This window comes from Deltaproteobacteria bacterium, from assembly GCA_026388545.1.
Classification (GTDB): domain Bacteria; phylum Desulfobacterota; class Syntrophia; order Syntrophales; family UBA2185; genus JAPLJS01.
Map to the genome: position 1 here is coordinate 22,847 of JAPLJS010000115.1, position 17,880 is coordinate 40,726.

The window sequence follows — 17,880 nt, forward strand, 5'->3', positions numbered from 1 at the left end:
AGCATTGATTTACCCTAAAAAAAAGAGGGATTCGGCACGCAGCCAAGAAATGCTCGACTACTCAGAACATTCATATTTTAAAGGAAATAAAATTTTTTATGCTATAATATGTTTAGACATATGAAGGAGGGCAAAGTTATGGATACGTTAAAACAGGAAGCATTGAATGTGATCGCAAAGATACCAGAGACGGCAGACATCGACACGATTATGTACCGGCTCTATGTTGTCGATAAAATTCGGAAAGGCAGAGAGGCGGCTGAAAGAGGTGAAACAATCTCAATTGAAGACTTAAAACGGGAAATCGAGTCATGGTGATCTGGACCAATCCGGCAAAAGCTGATTTAAAGTCCATTCACAACTTTATTGCATCAAATTCGAAATATTACGCTAAAAAAGTCACGCGGGATATCGTTGAAAAAACGGATACATTGAATAAATTTCCGATGATCGGCCGGGTTGTTCCTGAAACCGATAACGAGAAGATTCGAGAAATATTCGCCTATTCCTACAGGATCATTTACGAAATCAAGCCGGACCACATTTACATTTTGGGTATTATTCATGGAAAACAGGAGCTTACATCGACGGATCTTTATACCATACAGGAACCGTGCGCATCCATGAAAATACGCAAAGAATGATCATGCAAAGAAGGTCAGACACAGGCATATTACATTAAGGAGATATTATGAGTACCGACAGAAGCATCAGGACGGATCGTGCTAAAACAAGAGAAAAGATAATTGACAGATCGAAGTATCCAGACAAAGATGGTAGAAATTGGCTTGGTCATGAGACAACGTCGGGAGCTGCAAAGGTCGATGAACTTCTCATGGATGGAGAATATAAAGATAAGCTAATTGCTATTGACCTTGGGTACACTATATACAAAGGTTACCCAAACCACAAACCGCACTTACGCGAAGCGCATGGGTTAAAAGTGGTTCGAGACACAACAGGGAAATATTTGTTTGACCGTGCAGATTTGGGGATGAGTTAAACATAACGCGCTACATAACTCCACCCTACCGGATTGTGAGAAAAAATCAACCTGATTGGATGCTCAAATTTCGGAAGATTTGAAGCGGGAAATAGCATCATGGTGAACAAGCTGGGAATTTTTCATGATTATCATGAATTCGCTTCAATAGATTATCTGTACAATCTGTAATGATTTATGAAATTTAGAATTGGGAGGATAAAAGATGGGTGATGGAAGAAAAGAAGATTACTTTAAGAGAACTCAAGATATGTTAAAGGGTTTAATTCCGGCGATCGTAGATGGTCAATCTTGGCTCGATCACAAAGGTGAACAGGCTTGGCGAATAGATGAAATGATATTAGCTGGCAAATATACCATTAAGGATATTGCCAGGGTGATCTATGATATACAGCCTTCTGATCGAATTAAGCCACTCAAAATCATGATACAAAGAGTGAATAAACACAAAGATCATCTTACGGATAAGTTTAATGTGAATATGGCACCTCACCGCTTTCAGGTTAAGGTAGGGCCCGATGGTATTGTAAGGTTTGACTTTACCGCAATGAAACTTTCTATCGATAATCAATCGGCTCTCCAAGAAAAAAATAAAGATATTCAGCAACATAGTGGCTATCTGCCCAACCGTAGCGATTTCAAGAAAGCCTACAAGTCGATTGTAGGAGAAATGGGCAAAAAGGGCGCCATTGATGACGTACTGGATCAAATGCAGCGTGATGCCGAAAAGGATGGAAAAACAATGAAGCCAAACTGGCGCATGATTACGGAAGCTAATATCAGAATATGGGAGAGCGATGAGGATGACAAAAAATGACCAAAATGAAAGTTGATTGGACCAAGAGAACTGTGAAAATGTGGGGGACTATGGAGCATATCTATGACTATTTTGAGGAAAAGGACTATTTCTTTTCTCGGGAAATCCTTACCCGCTACTTCCTCTCTCTGAAAACAAAGCCTTTTGTCATCCTCACTGGGATTTCCGGAACAGGAAAAACGAAGATCGCGCAGGTCTTTGCTGAATATATGTGCCAGGATGAGAAAACACAGGAGGAACGGGAAAGTCGTATCGCCTTTGTGCCGGTCAGACCTGACTGGATGGACAACAAAGGACTCCTGGGCTACTACAACCTCCTCGATGAAAAATATTATGCGACACCGGTACTACGCCTGCTTCTGGAAGCGGAAGAACATCCCGAGAAGCCCTATTTCGTCATCCTCGACGAGATGAACCTAGCCAAGGTGGAGCAGTATTTTTCGGATTTTCTCAGTATTATGGAGAGCCGTACCCCTGGCAATCCCAAGGGCGAAGCGATCCCTCTGCACGCCCTGAATAAACCCGCGCAGACACTCGATGGCCTGAATATTCCTCCAAAAATCCACGTCCCACCGAATGTCTATTTCACGGGAACTGTCAACGTGGATGAATCTACCTACATGTTCAGCCCAAAGGTTCTGGATCGGGCAAACGTTATCGAATTCAACGAGGTGAACCTGGATAACTACGCAAAAGGGATTATCCCGTCGGACCACTTTGCCCTTAAGGACCCGGATGTGAGACAGCGCCTGCTACCTGCTGACGGCGACAGCCCTTTCTGTACAAAGAAGGATTTTATTGAGGCCATGAAAGTTGATGCAGACGTCGGCGATTATCTCAACGAACTTCTGGACATTCTGCGTCCCTTCAACCTTCACTTCGGCTACCGCGTTATCAACGAGATCAGCCGCTACATTTGCTATGCTTTAGATGCTGTTGACAAATTCGACCTCAATACCGTCATGGACATACAGATCCTCCAGAAGATCCTCCCAAAATTCCACGGTGCCCAAGCAAGGATGGGGGAGCCCTTGTCGCGGCTGTTTGCGTCCTGTTGCAATGACGAAGATGAAGGCGCACTTGCTGATGACTATCTCCGTAAAGCGGCTGAGTATAACGAAACCCCTCCCTGTCCCCGGTCGGCCCGGAAGCTGGCCCGGATGATCCTGAACCTGAAGAGTCAGGGATATACAAGCTTCATCGAGTAAGTAAATATGTCTATCCTGCGCTACACCCCTGAAATCCGCATGGCCATCGCTGATGAGCCCATGTTTCCTGCCGCTGTGGAAGAGGTTGCTGCGTGCAGCAGCATTGACGACGCACTGACTCTTCAGGACTGGAAAACCTATTTTGTCAAGTTCTACACGGAAGAAGTACCCGCCTTCTTCCCCGCTCCCGAACAGTATTACAACTATCGTCGATTTCCCGGCCAGCTCTTCGAGATTGGCTTCCGAAACGCAGCGGGCCTGACACGCATCGGTCCCGTTCCCGTTCGTGTGCAAAGCAGAAAGATCCCGGAGGCCCTCTATCAGGAAATGCTCGATTATATCGCCGATCAGTATGCCAACCTGGCCTTCAGTTTCGATACGCTCACGGGCCAGCACTACGGGAAGCCACAGGCGGGCCGGGACATTGCCTACATCGAATACCTGTTTCTCAAGAAATACCTTCTCGATGCTTCACCAAACCTGGACGGCATCGCCGCCCTGATCCTTGCCGACCCCCACCGGCGGTTGCACCGGGAATTTCGTCGCTGCGATATCAGCGCCGTGACATCACCCCATCCGGCCATGTTGATGTCTCTGTTGACGTCACCTGAGCGGATGACCATCCTCAAATCAGGACATCCTCTGCTGGCGGCGGGTCTAGGGCGTTCCCTGTTAAGCAGAACCGGCCGCGGGCTTTATCCCGCCGAGGCCATCGAAGAGTACAAGTATCATTCGGTGGACACCAACGAAAACCGCTTTGTAAAATATCTGCTGGAAACCATTCAGCGGCGCCTGGATGGTCTGAAGAAGGCCCTGACAGGAAAGGGTGGCGGATACCTGAACCCGGAGATTGAAGGACGCATCGGGGAAATGGCCAAGAATATCCGGCGATTTCTGGCCGATCCACTCTGGAACGATGTGGGCAGCCTCCATTTCCCACCTCTCCAGTCTCAGGTCTTACAGAGGCGGGATGGCTACCGGCAAATCTTTCAACTCTATTGTCTCCTCCAGCTCGCATCCCGTTGCGCCTTTGACGAAGAGGATTTCCGAAACTTGCTCGAAACGAAAGACACCCCAACACTTTTCGAATACTGGTCATTTTTTGTCGTCAAGGAGATCATGGACAGCCTCCTCAAGAGAACCTCCTGCGGCGTCATCGTCAATGACCACCCCATGGAACAGACAGTCACCCAGGGGATCTGCATCCACTATGAAGAAGGCGTGTCTCTCTGGTTCAACAGGAGTTTCGGCGGGTCGAGAGGCTGGCGCACAGGAGAAGGCACAGGAGCGGAGGATGATAGAGAAGCGGGGATGGAAGAAGATTATTCTGCTAACGACGCATCCACCGGTGAAAGTTATTCCCATACTTTACGCCCCGATATGGTCATTTCCAAGGGTGAAACACTCCTTATCTTTGACGCCAAATTCAAGGAAAAAAGTGGTGGTTTTTACTGTGAAGATGAATCCGGCGCGATTACCAAATGGAAAGAGGAAGACATAAACAAGATGCACGCCTACCGGGAGGCGATCCGCCATGCCGCGGGGGCCTATATAATCTATCCTGGGGAAACCGGCATTGTCTATAAGGCCCACGATGCGGTAAAACCCTTTGAGGGCGTAGGGGCATTTCCCCTGAAACCAGAGACGGGGGCGAAACCAAATAAGCAACACCGTCATAAGATTCGCAGCGCCATTGTGGATTTCATTGAGAAGGACCGTTGAAGAAGACGACTAAGTGTCCACTCATCGAGGTCACACAGGAGAAGCAGAGGTTGCACATTCGTGAAATACCGGTTATGAGATTTCGCTTATGCAGAAAGTAAATAGTCAAACCCTCTTTTCCGCCTCCGATGTGGTCAACTTTCTGGAATGCGAGCATCTGACAACCCTCGATCTGATTAATCTAGACACACCCCTTCTCAAGGCAGAGGACGACGAAGAGACGCTTCTTTACCAATCCAAAGGGATTGCCCATGAAGCAGCGTATTTTGATCGCCTCAAACAGCAATCACCTTCTTTCGCCGATATTTCCGGTATCAAGTATGATCTTGATGGAGCGGTCAAAGCAACCCGTGACGCCATGTACGCCGGGGCGGAGATCATTTTCCAGGCCGCCTTGCGCGATGGCTGTTTTATCGGCCATGCGGACTTTCTAAGAAGGGAGCATACTCCTTCTGAACTTGGTGCTTTCAGCTACGAGGCTGTGGATACAAAGCTTGCCCGCAGAGCCAAGGCCAAGTTTCTTATTCAGCTCTGTTTTTACTCCGAGCTCATTGCCAAAGTTCAAGGACGCGATCCCGTTATGATGCATGTCGTCCTGGGTGACAGACGTGAGGAGGCCTTTCGCTACGCTGATTACTCCAAGTATTATGAATCGCTTAAAAGGCGCTTTCTCATCAGGGTTCAATCCGATACCGGCGAAACCTACCCTGACCCCTGTGAACGTTGCGACACATGCCGATGGCGAAACCTGTGCGAGGAACGCCGATGCCAAGACGACCATCTCTGCCAAGTGGCCAATATCACGAAATTGCAGATCAGGAAACTTACCGAGCATGGCATCAAGACGTTAGAGTCCCTTGCCGTTTTGCAGGAAGACGAACGCGTCCCGACGATGGCCCCGGAGACGCTCGCCACACTCCGTCATCAGGCAGCGCTGCAACACAAGAAACGGCAAACCGGAGAAGATCATTTTGATCTGCTGCCATTGGATCCGAAAGGGAAACGCGGTTTTTTCAGACTGCCGAAACCCGATGCCGGGGATATCATCTTCGATATGGAGGCAGACCCCTTGGAGGAAGGCGGACTGGAATACCTCTTCGGGGTTTACTTTCTTGAACACGGCAAGCCCCGTTTCCAGAGCTTCTGGGCCCATACACAATATGAAGAACGGCGAGCCTTTGAACAGTTCATGGATTTTGTCGCCAACCGTCTGAATCAATACCCAAACGCACACATTTACCACTATGCTCATTACGAAGAGACGGCGTTGAAGCGGTTGATGTCTCTCCACGGAATACGCGAGGCCGAGGTAGATAATCTTTTACGTTTCGGAAAACTCATCAACCTCTATAAAGTGGTTCGGGAAGGGATGAGAATATCTGAGCCCCGATATTCCATCAAAAATGTCGAGCGCTTCTATATGGATGAACGATCAGGTCCGGTCAAGGACGCAGGAATAAGCATCGTCTATTACGAGCGTTGGAAGGAGACAGGGGATAAGAAGCTGCTAAAGGAGATTGAGGAATATAATCGTGATGACCTGAGATCAACTTATAAACTCCGGCAATGGCTTCTAACCCTGCGGCGGGATGAGCTTCCCTGGGCGAATGATTCAGTAAATTCCTCGACGGCATCTCAGCAAGATATCCGTGAATTGAATGAAGTTGAATTGCGACTGGCACATTACCGGGAACGGCTTGTTGACCCCCTTCCCGAAAACCGTGATGAGTGGACAGAACAGGATGGACTCAAAGAACTTACATATCAGCTTCTGGATTTTCACCGGCGCACCGAAAAACCGGTATGGTGGTCTCTTTTCTCCCGGCAGGAAATGACGGATGAAGAGCTTATCGACGATGTCGAGGCTATCGGGGGATTGGTCAGAGATCCCAAAAAGCCTCCCCAGCAGGTTAAGCGGTCGTTCATTTACACATTCTTATTTCCGGAACAGGAAACGAAACTGAAAACAGGCGATACCTGCGTTCGCACGGATACCCTCGACAAGGTTAATAACGTAATCGTCAGTGAGGATGGCCGTTGCTTAACATGCAGCTATCCAATGAACAAAGGCACATTGCCGGAGAAAATGAATGTTGGTCCGAGCGGCCCGATATCAACAAAACCACTTAAAGACGCGCTTTTCCGCTTTGCCGATCATCTTATCGAGGGAAAGAAGAGATACATGGCCCTGGAGTCTATAATGCGTCAAGAGATTCCACGCATCAAGGACCATCCTGAGGGTACGGCGATTATCAATGAATCACTGGAGCGGCTGCCCCAGATTATCGAAACGGTGGCCAAGCTTGATTCCAGTTACGTCTTCATACAGGGACCACCCGGTTCCGGGAAAACATATAGCGGTTCCCGCGTTATCGTGGAACTGCTTCGCCGTGGCTGCCGCATCGGCGTCTCATCGAACAGTCATAAGGCCATCAACAATCTTCTCTGGAATGTCGAGGCCGTTGCGAGTCAACAAAACATTCAATTTAGCGGGGTAAAGAAATCGACGCGAGACAAGGCCGAAAGCGAATTTCATGGCGATTTCATTCAAGATGTGTTCAGCAATGATGATATATTTGGCGGAAATTGGCAGCTTGTTGCCGGTACTGCTTGGTTGTTCTCCCATGAAAATATGGACCAATCCCTGGATTTTCTTTTTGTTGACGAAGCGGGACAAGTTGCCCTGGCCAATCTCATCGCCATGGGAACAAGCGCCAGAAACATTGTCCTCCTCGGCGATCAGATGCAACTTGGACAACCGATTCAAGGCGTTCATCCAGGACGATCAGGGGAATCGTCTCTTGATTATTTACTGAACGGAATAGCCACTATCCCGCCTGAGCGGGGAATATTTCTTGGAACGACATGGCGCATGCATCCGGATGTTTGCCAGTTTATCTCGGAGGCAGTCTATGACGGCCGCCTGAAACCAGATGTTTCCAACAATATACAATGCCTGATAATTTTGAAAAACGCCCATCCATTTCTCAAACCTACGGGTATCTGCTATATCCCCGTCGAACATGACGCCTGCTCCCAGCGCAGCCAGGAAGAGGCCGATATTGTTATGAAGTTGTACGAAAACCTTTTGATGCAGCATTATCTGGATAAGAAAGGAAATAAACATCAGATCACCAATGAGAACATCCTTATCGTGGCGCCCTACAATATGCAGGTAAATCTTCTGAAGACATTGCTGCCGGAGGGTGCGCGGGTGGGAACGGTAGACAAATTCCAGGGACAGGAGGCTGAGGTGGTGATCATATCGATGGCAACATCCAGCGGCGATTATCTGCCGAGGTTTATTGAGTTCCTGTACAGTAAAAACAGACTTAATGTCGCAATCTCAAGGGCAAAATGCCTTGCGATCCTTATTGCAAATCCGGCGCTGATGTCAATTCGCTGCACGACGCCGGAGCAAATGGCTTTAGTGAATACACTCTGCTGGGTTAAGCGCTACCAGGATAAAAACAATAAGCCTGAACATCCAACGACTTGTGTTGATAATCTGTAATAGAATTTACGGAGGTAAGAGATTTGAAAACACTGAATCGATACCACATCTGCCTCCTTGTCTTGGACGTAGGGGATGCCCTGGGAAGCACCATGGAATGGTTCGCTGCTATGTGTTCGCATATATCAGACAAGGAAGAGCAAATGTTTCTGTGTTACCAAAATTGTCAAGGACTACAGTGGTAATCCTCACCCCAATTCCAAACCGAAAATCGTTGATAGGTAGGCGACAGCAATTCTCAACATAATTCAGTTTTGGGATTGATCAAGAATGCGAATTGCGGGATGAAAGTTGCGACACGAACGACTTGGTCGCGCTTAACGAGTACAATAAATAACAGAGTACCCGTCTGTGAAATAAAGAGAGTTGATAATTAGGTATAAGTCAGTCAATGCTCAATTCAACAGATTATCAACTCTAAAGTACGCATGAACCGGATGAACCTAAAAAATATGTCTTAAATACAGCATTTTAATGTTGCTTTTTTTAAAAGGCACTATTTATATGTACAGCATAAGAAGCTGTTATTGATACACGGGGATAGATGATGCCGCTTTTGGCGGATGAAAACTAAAAAAAGGGAGGATGAGGGAATGAACAAAGGAGATATCATTGATGTGGTTGCAAAAACTACCTGCAGCAAGGCAGAGGCAGTCAAGGCCGTAAATGCTTTCCTTGAGGCAATTAAGAAAACACTGAAGAAGGGAGAGAAGGTAACTCTCATCGGCTTTGGGACTTTCTCAGTTGCGAAAAGATCTGCCAGAAAGGGAAGAAATCCTCAGACCGGCAAACCGATCAAGATTGCGGCAAAAAAGGTCCCTAAGTTTACAGCCGGTAAGGCATTAAAAGCTTCTGTTAAGTAAATATTTTATATTATAGTGAAGTTGTAAACGATAAAGATTAGACAGGAAAGGGTGGGATCAATTCCCGCCCTTTCCTGTTTTATAAAGAAGATACTTTATTTATCTCTTTAACTTTTCATATCCACGCAACATATCAACAAAACAGAAAAAACAATCCCAACACGGAGACATTGCTGAATTACATAATGAAAAATGGAAGAACTATAACGAAAAATGTGGTACCGGGTAGCAGGCAGGGAAGCAGATAAATCACCGTTCAAAAAGAGAGCATGAATATTTCATGAAAGAAAGACAGGGCATATTTTGGGGCTGGTACATAGTCATGGGGGCATTTCTGCTGCTGAGTATCAGTTACGGAGCCCGTTACTCATTCGGCATCTTCGTAAAACCTATGTCCCTCGATTACGGCTGGTCCCGGTCGGTCATCTCACTTGGGGCTTCCATCAACATGATTATCTATTCCTTCTGTTCCATTTTTCTCGGGAGAATGCTCGATAAGGCGGCTCCGAGGTGGATTATTACAGCAGGGGCGACGATTACCTCCCTGAGCTTTTTTCTGACGAGTCTTGTCAAAACACCGCTTCAGTTTTACATCGTCTATGGACTTCTCTGCGGCGCCGGAACCGCATGCATGGGGCTGGTTGTGATAAACTCCTCCGTAGGCAAGTGGTTCGTCAGGAAGCGGGGCCTCGCCATCGGGATTTCTACAATGGGCGTTAGTTTCGGGACGATAGCGCTAACACCGTCCGCCGGCTATATCGTAAAGAGTTATGATTGGCAAAGAGGGTTTATTTTTTTGGCGGTTATATTTTTACTCGTCGGAGTATCCCTCTCCCAGTTGCTGATGAGGAGGACGAATCCCGAAACCTACGGACTCTTCCCTGACGGTGACAGAAGAGAGGAGAGGGTATATAAGAATAATCCTGTTAACGGGCATCCGATGCAGCTTCCCCTCGGAATAATATTCAGGGATTTTCGCTTCTGGGTTCTGGCGGTATGCTACTCACTTGCCGTTATGGCTCTCATGTCTGTTTTTGTTCATCAGGTAGCCTATGCCCTGGATAATCAAATTGAAAATATCGTCGCCGCTTCATCTCTGGGGGTCCTCGGGGTTGGAGGTTTTTGCGGCCAATTCTTCTTTGGATGGTTCAGTGACCGGGTGAAGGATGCCAAGTACTCAGCGTTTCTGGGAATGGTCATTATGGCAGCGGGGATGGTCCTCCTGTTGAATGCGAACACGGCACAGCGTCTCTATTATTATGCTCTCATCTACGGCTTTGGCTACGGGTCATTGGCTCCTATGATGCCCATTCTCGTGGCAGATCGTTTCGGCAGGCATGTCCTGGGCTCTGTATATGGAATACTCACCTTTTTTATAGGTGTTGGGGGTGGGATTGGTCCTTTTGTGGGAGGGCTGATCTATGATAGATTTGGATCCTATACCTACGTCTGGCAGAGCAATGTTGTGGTTCTCGTTATCTGTGCCTTCCTTATTCTTATGCTCAAGCCCGGGGATGCCGTTGTAAAGAAATAAAAAACCACTGATTACTGTCCCGGAGCTTGAGATTTATCCTCAAAGGCGCATCGAAACACTATCGATATGCTTATATAAAAGTGCAGACCTCTAAATTAAAATGTGGTACAAATAACGTACGTAGGTCGATTAAGGCGATCAATGACTAAAGTTTCAGTACAGAATGGAGGAGGCATGAGTAAGGTTCTTGCGTTTCGGAGACCTGATGAAAATTGTGCAAACTGCTGGTATTATACGCCTCATCGTAAAGATTATATAGGTCATGATTTTCCTCCCACTGGCTATTGCCGGCATCCTGATCGTACAAAAGACTCCTATCCAGTTTGTCATCCGTTGATTGAACGGTTGGGTATACAGTGTGATCCGCGTCAGTGGTGTCCCAAATACGTTACTATTGATTCACCTGAAATGAAGAAATTACAGTTTATTTCAGCTGTTAAATTTTTGCTGTTATGTATGCAGTATCGGTTAAGGGATTCTATTGAGGGTATAGAAAAAGCTTATGAATACAGGGAATTGGTAGATCAATTTTATCTGGAAAATAAGAAACTCATGACTATCAATCAGTACAAAGCAGCAAAAAGAGATTCTGGATATTTTGTTACGTTAATTGAAGAAACTATTCACTATTATAAAAAAATGAGTAAGAACCGAAGGCAGTTATAGAAAGATAAAACGTTGATACTGAACCAGAGATAGAAAGTCATGCGAGATATTGTATGTGCTTTTTAGGCAAGTTGATTTCCACCATTAAGTTTTTCGTACACTTTTATATACTTGCCAACCATGATGTTTAAATCATACTTCTGCCTCGTTTCTCTCATAATCCTTTTTATTTGCTGTTCCTTTATTTCCAGGGATTTTCTGTGGAATTGAACACTTTTATTTAATCCATACCATAGACCACCTGAATCATAATCCTGAAAGAGAAATCCATTTCCTTCATCCTGAGAAGCACCATCGATCATCAAATTCATCTCTTTTATTTTGTCATGATAACCGCCGGTGTCACGATTCGTTGCCGTAGCCCCGAATATATTCCCGAGCTGATCTATCTGTCCACAGGGCTCATACAGAGAGGCGCCAAAGACGTCGCTGGCAGCTGCATAACCGAGCGTGGAGAGTTCCTCGCTGAAGTGCTGGTATATTATCTTTCCTCCGGATGCGCATGCGATTCTTCCTAGGATCTCTTCATGGTTACGATCACGCCCAACACCGTCACCGACGATAGCTATCTGGACATCAGCATTCTCTATGACAAATTTCAGGGCAATATCTTCCAGGAGTTCAACACCTTTTTGCGATGGATCCAATCTGGACGGCCAGTAGAGGAGAATCGCCCCGGAATTAACCATGAGGCCTGTCCTTTTCTGAAACTCTATGAGGTTTTCCTTTTTTGCCGCGATAATATCGTCTTCGGGACCATAGTTTCTTACAAGATGATTACATCGCTCAGGATAGAGGCCTGGAGATGGTGCATTTATGATTGCCAGTGCCGCACCCTGATAGTACTTCGCCTTAACCTCCTGTCTGATACTGGGAGAAATAATGGGTCTGTCCAAGAAATAATCGTCAATGATCTCTTTGAGGAATTTTTCGCCAACAAAATTTATCAGGGTTGCATTCTTGATTGCTGTAGCCTGACTGTCAATGCACCTTTTCCCGTGTTCTTCAGAAAAAAAGATATTCCATACTAAACTGTCAATATCCACACCAAAAAGCATTTCCGGGGGAATGTGGCCTGTATGAATGTTATGAATGGTATGGAGAACCGGACATCCTCTCAATTTCGCGTAGGCGGTTATAGCACCACCCGCCATCCAATCATGGCTGTGGAGAATCAATCTCCCTCCGTTTTTGGCGCGAACATTTTTTATAATGTTGTTGACAATTCCTTTTTGAAACTCAGCGGCATTTAATATGGGATCGCCCGCATAGGCACTTGGTAGATTTGCGAAAATGGATGAACTGACCAAGTGGACCTTATCCGGATCAATCTTGTGTCTGATTTCCTGCCACTTATCTTCATCTACATTGCTTTCTTTCTGAAATCTTTTTTTCAGATTAAGCGTAGCAAGGTGGCACTCGATTCCCCTCGCCCTGAGCCCCTCGCATAGCGCAGAAACAACCTCCCCTAGGCCGCCGGACTTACAGGAAATGTACCTGGCAAGTGTTCCCATCTCATCAGGCAGTCTTCCCGTTTCAGGAGTTACAAGTAATACAGCCGTTTTTGCAGTCTTTTTTAAGACCTCAAAACCATAAATGGACTTTATCCTTTTCAACGGTTCATTGTATACGCGTCGAGCGATTCGTTGTTTTCTGAAATTATCCGGATTATTGATGACTTTCCGGTTCTTAAGGGAAAAAATCGCCTTAGGTTTGTACAATACTCTTTCCACGAACAATCGCTTTCACATATGTCTTGAATTCGAAAGTATACTGAACAGCCTTCATTCTTGTCTTGATCAACATGTAATGTAGTTTGCACTTTATATGCCATACGGGGAAAAGATAGTACGCGTCATTGATAAAATGATAATATAGTTTATATAACAACTAGTTAGATAGTAAAGGCGAAAGTAGTTGATTGATTAACGCAATCCAAGAAACTCTAAAGAATGACAATATCTTGACAATTGTATGACAATTATTTGATGATTCGTTGTCGCCGTTGAATGATGCGTTATGATTATTTTCGAGATTAACATCTTTCATGATGGGGCGAAGCACTGCTCATTTTTTACTGAACTGTTAACGCAGGAGGTCGGGGTGGTGGTTTTATCGCACTATCAGCCGTTTTTAATATTTAGCTTGTTTCACGCAGTTTATATCCAGAGGAATGAGAAGCTGCTCCTTGAAAGATTAAAAAGTCACCTCAAGAAGTATTGCGGGATAGGTAAAATCATCGATAATTAAATAGGGACTTATCAAAAAAAAGAAGAGAGTTTCCTTGCACAGGATTCTATTTGTTGTCTTTTAAAACGGAATCTATTTTGGCTATCAATTCTTCCGGTGATACAGGCTTGGCGATGAACTGTCTCCCCCCGATAACCCCTTCCTGTGATTGCACCTCGCTTCGGGAAGCTATGGCAGTAACGAAGAGTACGGGGATGCTTTTTGTTTTCGGGTTATCAAGGAGCATGCCCGCAATCTGACCGCCGTTCATTTCGGGCATGATGATATCCAGAAGAACGAGGTCGGGGCATTCTTTTGAAACCATAATCAAGCCGCTTGAACTATCTGTGGTCGTCAAAACTTCATATTTGCCTGTTTTTTCAAGGTTGAGTTTGACAAAAAAGCAGAAGTCTTCTTCGTCATCGATGAGTAATATTTTTATTTTACGTTGAGATTCCGGTTTGATTGCATCGCTCATATCAGCATCCTTTTCCTGAGTAGCGTTCATACAGTTCCATTTTAAAAAAGATCAGCCTTTACTCATGATCCTGCCGACAGCCTTCCCCGCGGCAGCTTTCACTGTTTGATGATAGGACTTGAAACTGAGAAAACCGCTTTGTTTACTAACCTCGGTCAGAAACGGTAATGCCTCGCTGTCCCCAATGTTTCCCAAGGCCAGACAGATCTTTTCCTGCAGATCGATTTTTACATCATCCGGTAAAGTATGTTTAGATTTAAACAGCTCAATGAGCGGCTTTACGGCATCACGGTATTTCAAAGAGCCCAATGTGGTTACGATACTTGATTTGAGAAGGTCGTCGCATTTCGGCAGCGCGTCCAAAAGAACTTCTCCCCTTTGGCCGCCTCCAATATTACTGATACTTTTCAGTACTTCTCTCTGAACACGGTGATCATCGTGAACCAGAAGTTGTGCGAGAATTTTCGTATGCCCTTCACTTCCAACTCTGCCTAAGAGGCGCGCCAGATTTCTCGTGTAATACCAGGGAGCGTCTTGATCGATCCTCGCTATTACGGCTCGAGAGGCAACGGGTCCCATTTCAGGTATCAGGTTCAAAATAAGGATACGCTCCGAGCTGTCTTCACATTCCTTCAACATATCCAGAAGGCGGTTTATCGAAAACTCAGACATCATGACCAGAAGTCGTCCTGCTTCTTTTCGTTTATCATTTTTATTAGTACGGAATTCATCTATGAGGATGTCAAGTATGTCGTCAGATGCGATTTTCCTTATCGAGTCAGATGCTACTGATTTAATTTCCTCATTTTTTTTAATCTGATCGGAACTAATGAGGCGGAAAGTATCAATGATGGGATGACTATCAATAAAGCGCTGATTCCGTATCTGGCTTTGAGCAAGATCGCTCAGGTGAGTACAGATAGATTTGTAGGCTAAAGTAGATGAGGTTTCAAATTGTATCCATTCAATCAGCTTGTTTGAAAGCCGGGTTAGTATATCTGCTCGCTGTTCCAAAGGAAGTTTTTCAAGAATTCCCGCTAATGCCTCCGATGATTCAGCCCGAATGTTGTTGTTTTCGCTGAGCAGCTTGTTGCTTAATCCGTTAATGATCGCTTCAGCTGTATCGCTTTCACCTTCAGCAAAGAGATCTTGCACTATTCCGGGCGAATATTTGGAAATGCTTTCGTCCGGGACGTCCCCCTCAAGTTTACTTAATATACTGCTGCCTTTTTCTTTGAGATAGCTGATTTTCTTTTGCTTTTCTTCCTCTTCGATGGTTCGTTTCTCTTGAATCTGTCGCTGTAATTCGATTCCTTTATCGGTACTCATAACTTGCTGATAGGCTTGCTGAACGGATGCGATTCTCGGGTCGTCAGTGCCTTTATTTGCCAAACTTACAACATCCAACGCCTGTTGTATTTTACCGGCTACCGTCTCAAACTTTTCAAAGTCCATCCTACGGACAATATCGCCGAAAAGTCGATTATCGAGAAAACTTTCAATATTTTGCGTCAGAGTCATGGCAATAAGTTCGGGATCCATATCTGAGATGTATCCGGCAACCAGTTGGGAGATTTTTTCCTTGTCGGCGTTTTCTGAAATTTTATCCAGAGTGCGCAACATATGCAGCATTCCTTCAGACAATTTAGCACTTGAGGCATCGCCGTCTTTTCCAGTAATATTCTGCATACCGGATTGGAATATACGGGAGACCCATTCGGGATCTTTTGCCATTTCCTTCATTTTTTGAGAATCTAAAGTGGCGTTTGGATCTTCAGAAGTAATATATTTAACAATATCTTCATCCTTTATATCAAGGCTCGCCACGAATTGGTGGTCCTGATCCTTTGTAATATAAATCTTTTGATTGAAAAGAATGTGAGGCATTTTTCCCTCAGAGATGATCTGCTCCAATCCCCCTTCCTTTTTTACCTCATCCGGTTTCTTACTCATTATTTCCAGGAAAGGCATGAGTTCACTTGCATCCATCCCTCTCATAAAAGTGAGACTCTTGATCCCCCAGTTGAACATTAACATGAGAAAGATCGCAACCTGCGGTTTTCCTCTATGTTTTTGACTTAGCGGTTCCCCGGAGATGAGGAGATTCCTGTCCGTCTCGGCAAAGCTTACGGATTCCTCTTGCTCAAAAATTGCCTGAAAGGTTTCATACAGCTTCTCGATGGTGTTTATGATCATTGCATTTGTTGCCGGGTAGAGGCGTAGATTGATTATCGCTGTGTTCATAATGACCAAAGTGTCGATAGCTTTTTCTTGACTTCCCGGGTTGGTCATTCTTTCCCTCCTCATGAAACGTTTTTGATTGTCACGACCTTAATGGTGTCTCCAGTCGAGTTGTTCCAAACATTTTGCTAATTATATCAAATATATTCGTATTTGTCTTCTTAAATTGCACAAAATGCATCGGATAAAATGGTCATATGCCTTTTAGATGATTGGTATCGTTGAATATTGAAATGATGCCTTTCCCATTGTCAAACTCCACAACGGTTTTTGATGCCACATCTACGCGCAACTCCCTGGCATGCGACAGATCAAGGTTTTGAATTTTGCAGAGAATAGTCATGATGGTCATGCTGTGGGAAACGACAAGGTAGTTTTTCGAGTTTTCGATGATCTTTTCGATGGCGCTCCACGCACGTATCTGCAGGTCTTGGAGGGATTCTCCGTTCGGCATGGCAACGGAAGCAGGATCAAGGAACCACTGTTTGAGGAAGGGGAGATGGTTGGCCTTCAACTCTTCTATCGTTACATTTTCAAAATCCCCGTGGTTCATTTCCTGGAGTTTGTTATCAAGCGCTATTGCTGTAGTATGATATTTACCGATAGCCTTGGCGGTCTGATAAGCGCGTTTTAACGGACTTGATACTATGCTCGCTATTGGTTCATTTTTCAGAGACTCTGCAAGTTTTTCTGCCTGAATACGGCCATTGTCATTCAGCTCTGTGTCGGTTGTCCCCTGTACCCTGTTTTCTCTGTTCGACTGAGTTTCTCCGTGCCTGACCAGAATTAGCTTCAATGCAATACCTCCACCCACTCAAACGATGCGTTCAATTTCCTGTACTTTCTTTTCGAGGCGCTTTCGCGATATGGGAAACGCAGTCTTTATTTCCTGGGCAAATACCGATACCTTGTATTCCTCGATCATCCAGCGAAATTCCTCAAGAGCTCTCAATTTTTCTTCTGATGCCACAGGGCTGATGTTCTTTATCATATCTTGAAGTTTATCGGAAAAGATATTTACCTCAGCGGTCTTCAAATATGCCTTTTCCAGATGAACGATCCCTCTTTCCGCTCGAACAGTAATAGCCTTTAGATAGCGTATGATGTGGCTTAACTTCTCTTCATCATAGTGCATCAAAAAATCATGGGGCATTAAATTATTCAGATCCTGCCTTATATATGACAGATATTGCACAGCCGGTTTGTTAAAACGGTTTACTTTTTCCATGTTTTGAAAATATGTAAGCGTATCATAGGTGGACTTTAAAAGGGGTTTGATTTTGTGTAATATCTCTTGGCCCGCGGGGAGAATTTGCCGGGCAACCCTTTTGGTATGGTCGATAAAGGCATCATGCGTTCTGATATTTCTGCAAAAGAGATCATGTACCACTTTTTCAAATAGTGCAATTTCAAATTTCCGTGCACCACCGAATGCATCAGCCCACTTCTTAAGATCCCCCGAAAGGGTAATAGCCTTTTTCAAATACTTCAACTCTTCCTTGAAATAAATCGTGTATAAAACGGTAATGCCTTTATTATGCGATACTTCAGCCTCACGTTTGCTCTTGAATAAACGGACATGGACGCATCCTTCCCCGGCTTCGA

15 protein-coding genes are annotated in these 17,880 nt (G+C 45.1%); 10 read left to right on the forward strand and 5 right to left on the reverse strand.

Features of this window, described 5'->3' with window-relative positions; genetic code table 11:
* The first annotated feature begins 138 nt into the window (after positions 1–138).
* From NTW12_14915 to NTW12_14960, 10 genes are all read left to right on the forward strand, one after another.
* Positions 139–318 (forward strand): hypothetical protein, encoded by a 180-nt coding sequence (locus NTW12_14915; protein ID MCX5847621.1) that lies wholly within the window; start codon positions 139–141, stop codon positions 316–318.
* Positions 312–644, forward strand: coding sequence for a type II toxin-antitoxin system RelE/ParE family toxin (locus tag NTW12_14920; protein MCX5847622.1), 333 nt, complete (start codon positions 312–314; stop codon positions 642–644). Before NTW12_14915 ends, NTW12_14920 begins: the two co-directional genes overlap by 7 nt.
* Positions 645–691: 47 nt before the next feature.
* Positions 692–1,003, forward strand: a complete 312-nt coding sequence (locus tag NTW12_14925; GenBank protein ID MCX5847623.1) for a hypothetical protein — start codon at positions 692–694, stop codon at positions 1,001–1,003.
* A 205-nt stretch (positions 1,004–1,208) separates the two neighbouring features.
* Entirely contained in the window at positions 1,209–1,820 is a 612-nt protein-coding gene (locus tag NTW12_14930; GenBank protein MCX5847624.1) for a hypothetical protein, read from the forward strand.
* Positions 1,817–3,028, forward strand: a complete 1,212-nt coding sequence (locus NTW12_14935; protein ID MCX5847625.1) for a hypothetical protein — start codon at positions 1,817–1,819, stop codon at positions 3,026–3,028. Before NTW12_14930 ends, NTW12_14935 begins: the two co-directional genes overlap by 4 nt.
* 6 nt (positions 3,029–3,034) lie before the next feature.
* Positions 3,035–4,750 carry a DUF2357 domain-containing protein gene (locus NTW12_14940; GenBank protein MCX5847626.1) on the forward strand — a complete coding sequence of 572 codons (1,716 nt, stop codon included), beginning with the start codon at positions 3,035–3,037 and terminating at the stop codon, positions 4,748–4,750.
* Between the two features lie 88 nt (positions 4,751–4,838).
* Positions 4,839–8,264: a TM0106 family RecB-like putative nuclease gene (locus NTW12_14945; GenBank protein MCX5847627.1), complete on the forward strand. Its 3,426-nt coding sequence runs from the start codon at positions 4,839–4,841 to the stop codon at positions 8,262–8,264.
* Positions 8,265–8,857: 593 nt separating this feature from the next.
* Complete coding sequence (locus tag NTW12_14950) at positions 8,858–9,127, forward strand: HU family DNA-binding protein (GenBank protein ID MCX5847628.1); 270 nt, start codon at positions 8,858–8,860, stop codon at positions 9,125–9,127.
* Positions 9,128–9,407: 280 nt separating this feature from the next.
* The gene (locus NTW12_14955) at positions 9,408–10,661 is read left to right on the forward strand and encodes an MFS transporter (protein ID MCX5847629.1); all 1,254 of its coding nucleotides are present in this window, start codon (positions 9,408–9,410) and stop codon (positions 10,659–10,661) included.
* Between the two features lie 174 nt (positions 10,662–10,835).
* The gene (locus NTW12_14960) at positions 10,836–11,327 is read left to right on the forward strand and encodes a hypothetical protein (GenBank protein ID MCX5847630.1); all 492 of its coding nucleotides are present in this window, start codon (positions 10,836–10,838) and stop codon (positions 11,325–11,327) included.
* A gap of 62 nt (positions 11,328–11,389) precedes the next feature.
* Here NTW12_14960 and NTW12_14965 read toward each other — a convergent pair whose 3' ends face one another.
* From NTW12_14965 to NTW12_14985, 5 genes are all read right to left on the reverse strand, one after another.
* Positions 11,390–13,048: a glycogen/starch synthase gene (locus NTW12_14965; GenBank protein ID MCX5847631.1), complete on the reverse strand. Its 1,659-nt coding sequence runs from the start codon at positions 13,046–13,048 to the stop codon at positions 11,390–11,392.
* Positions 13,049–13,623: 575 nt separating this feature from the next.
* Positions 13,624–14,034 carry a response regulator gene (locus NTW12_14970; protein ID MCX5847632.1) on the reverse strand — a complete coding sequence of 137 codons (411 nt, stop codon included), beginning with the start codon at positions 14,032–14,034 and terminating at the stop codon, positions 13,624–13,626.
* A 51-nt stretch (positions 14,035–14,085) separates the two neighbouring features.
* Positions 14,086–16,326 carry a HEAT repeat domain-containing protein gene (locus NTW12_14975; protein MCX5847633.1) on the reverse strand — a complete coding sequence of 747 codons (2,241 nt, stop codon included), beginning with the start codon at positions 16,324–16,326 and terminating at the stop codon, positions 14,086–14,088.
* 142 nt (positions 16,327–16,468) lie between these two features.
* The gene (locus tag NTW12_14980) at positions 16,469–17,071 is read right to left on the reverse strand and encodes a histidine phosphatase family protein (GenBank protein ID MCX5847634.1); all 603 of its coding nucleotides are present in this window, start codon (positions 17,069–17,071) and stop codon (positions 16,469–16,471) included.
* Between the two features lie 18 nt (positions 17,072–17,089).
* A partial coding sequence (locus NTW12_14985) for a DUF3418 domain-containing protein (protein MCX5847635.1) occupies positions 17,090–17,880 on the reverse strand: 791 nt, incomplete at its 5' end.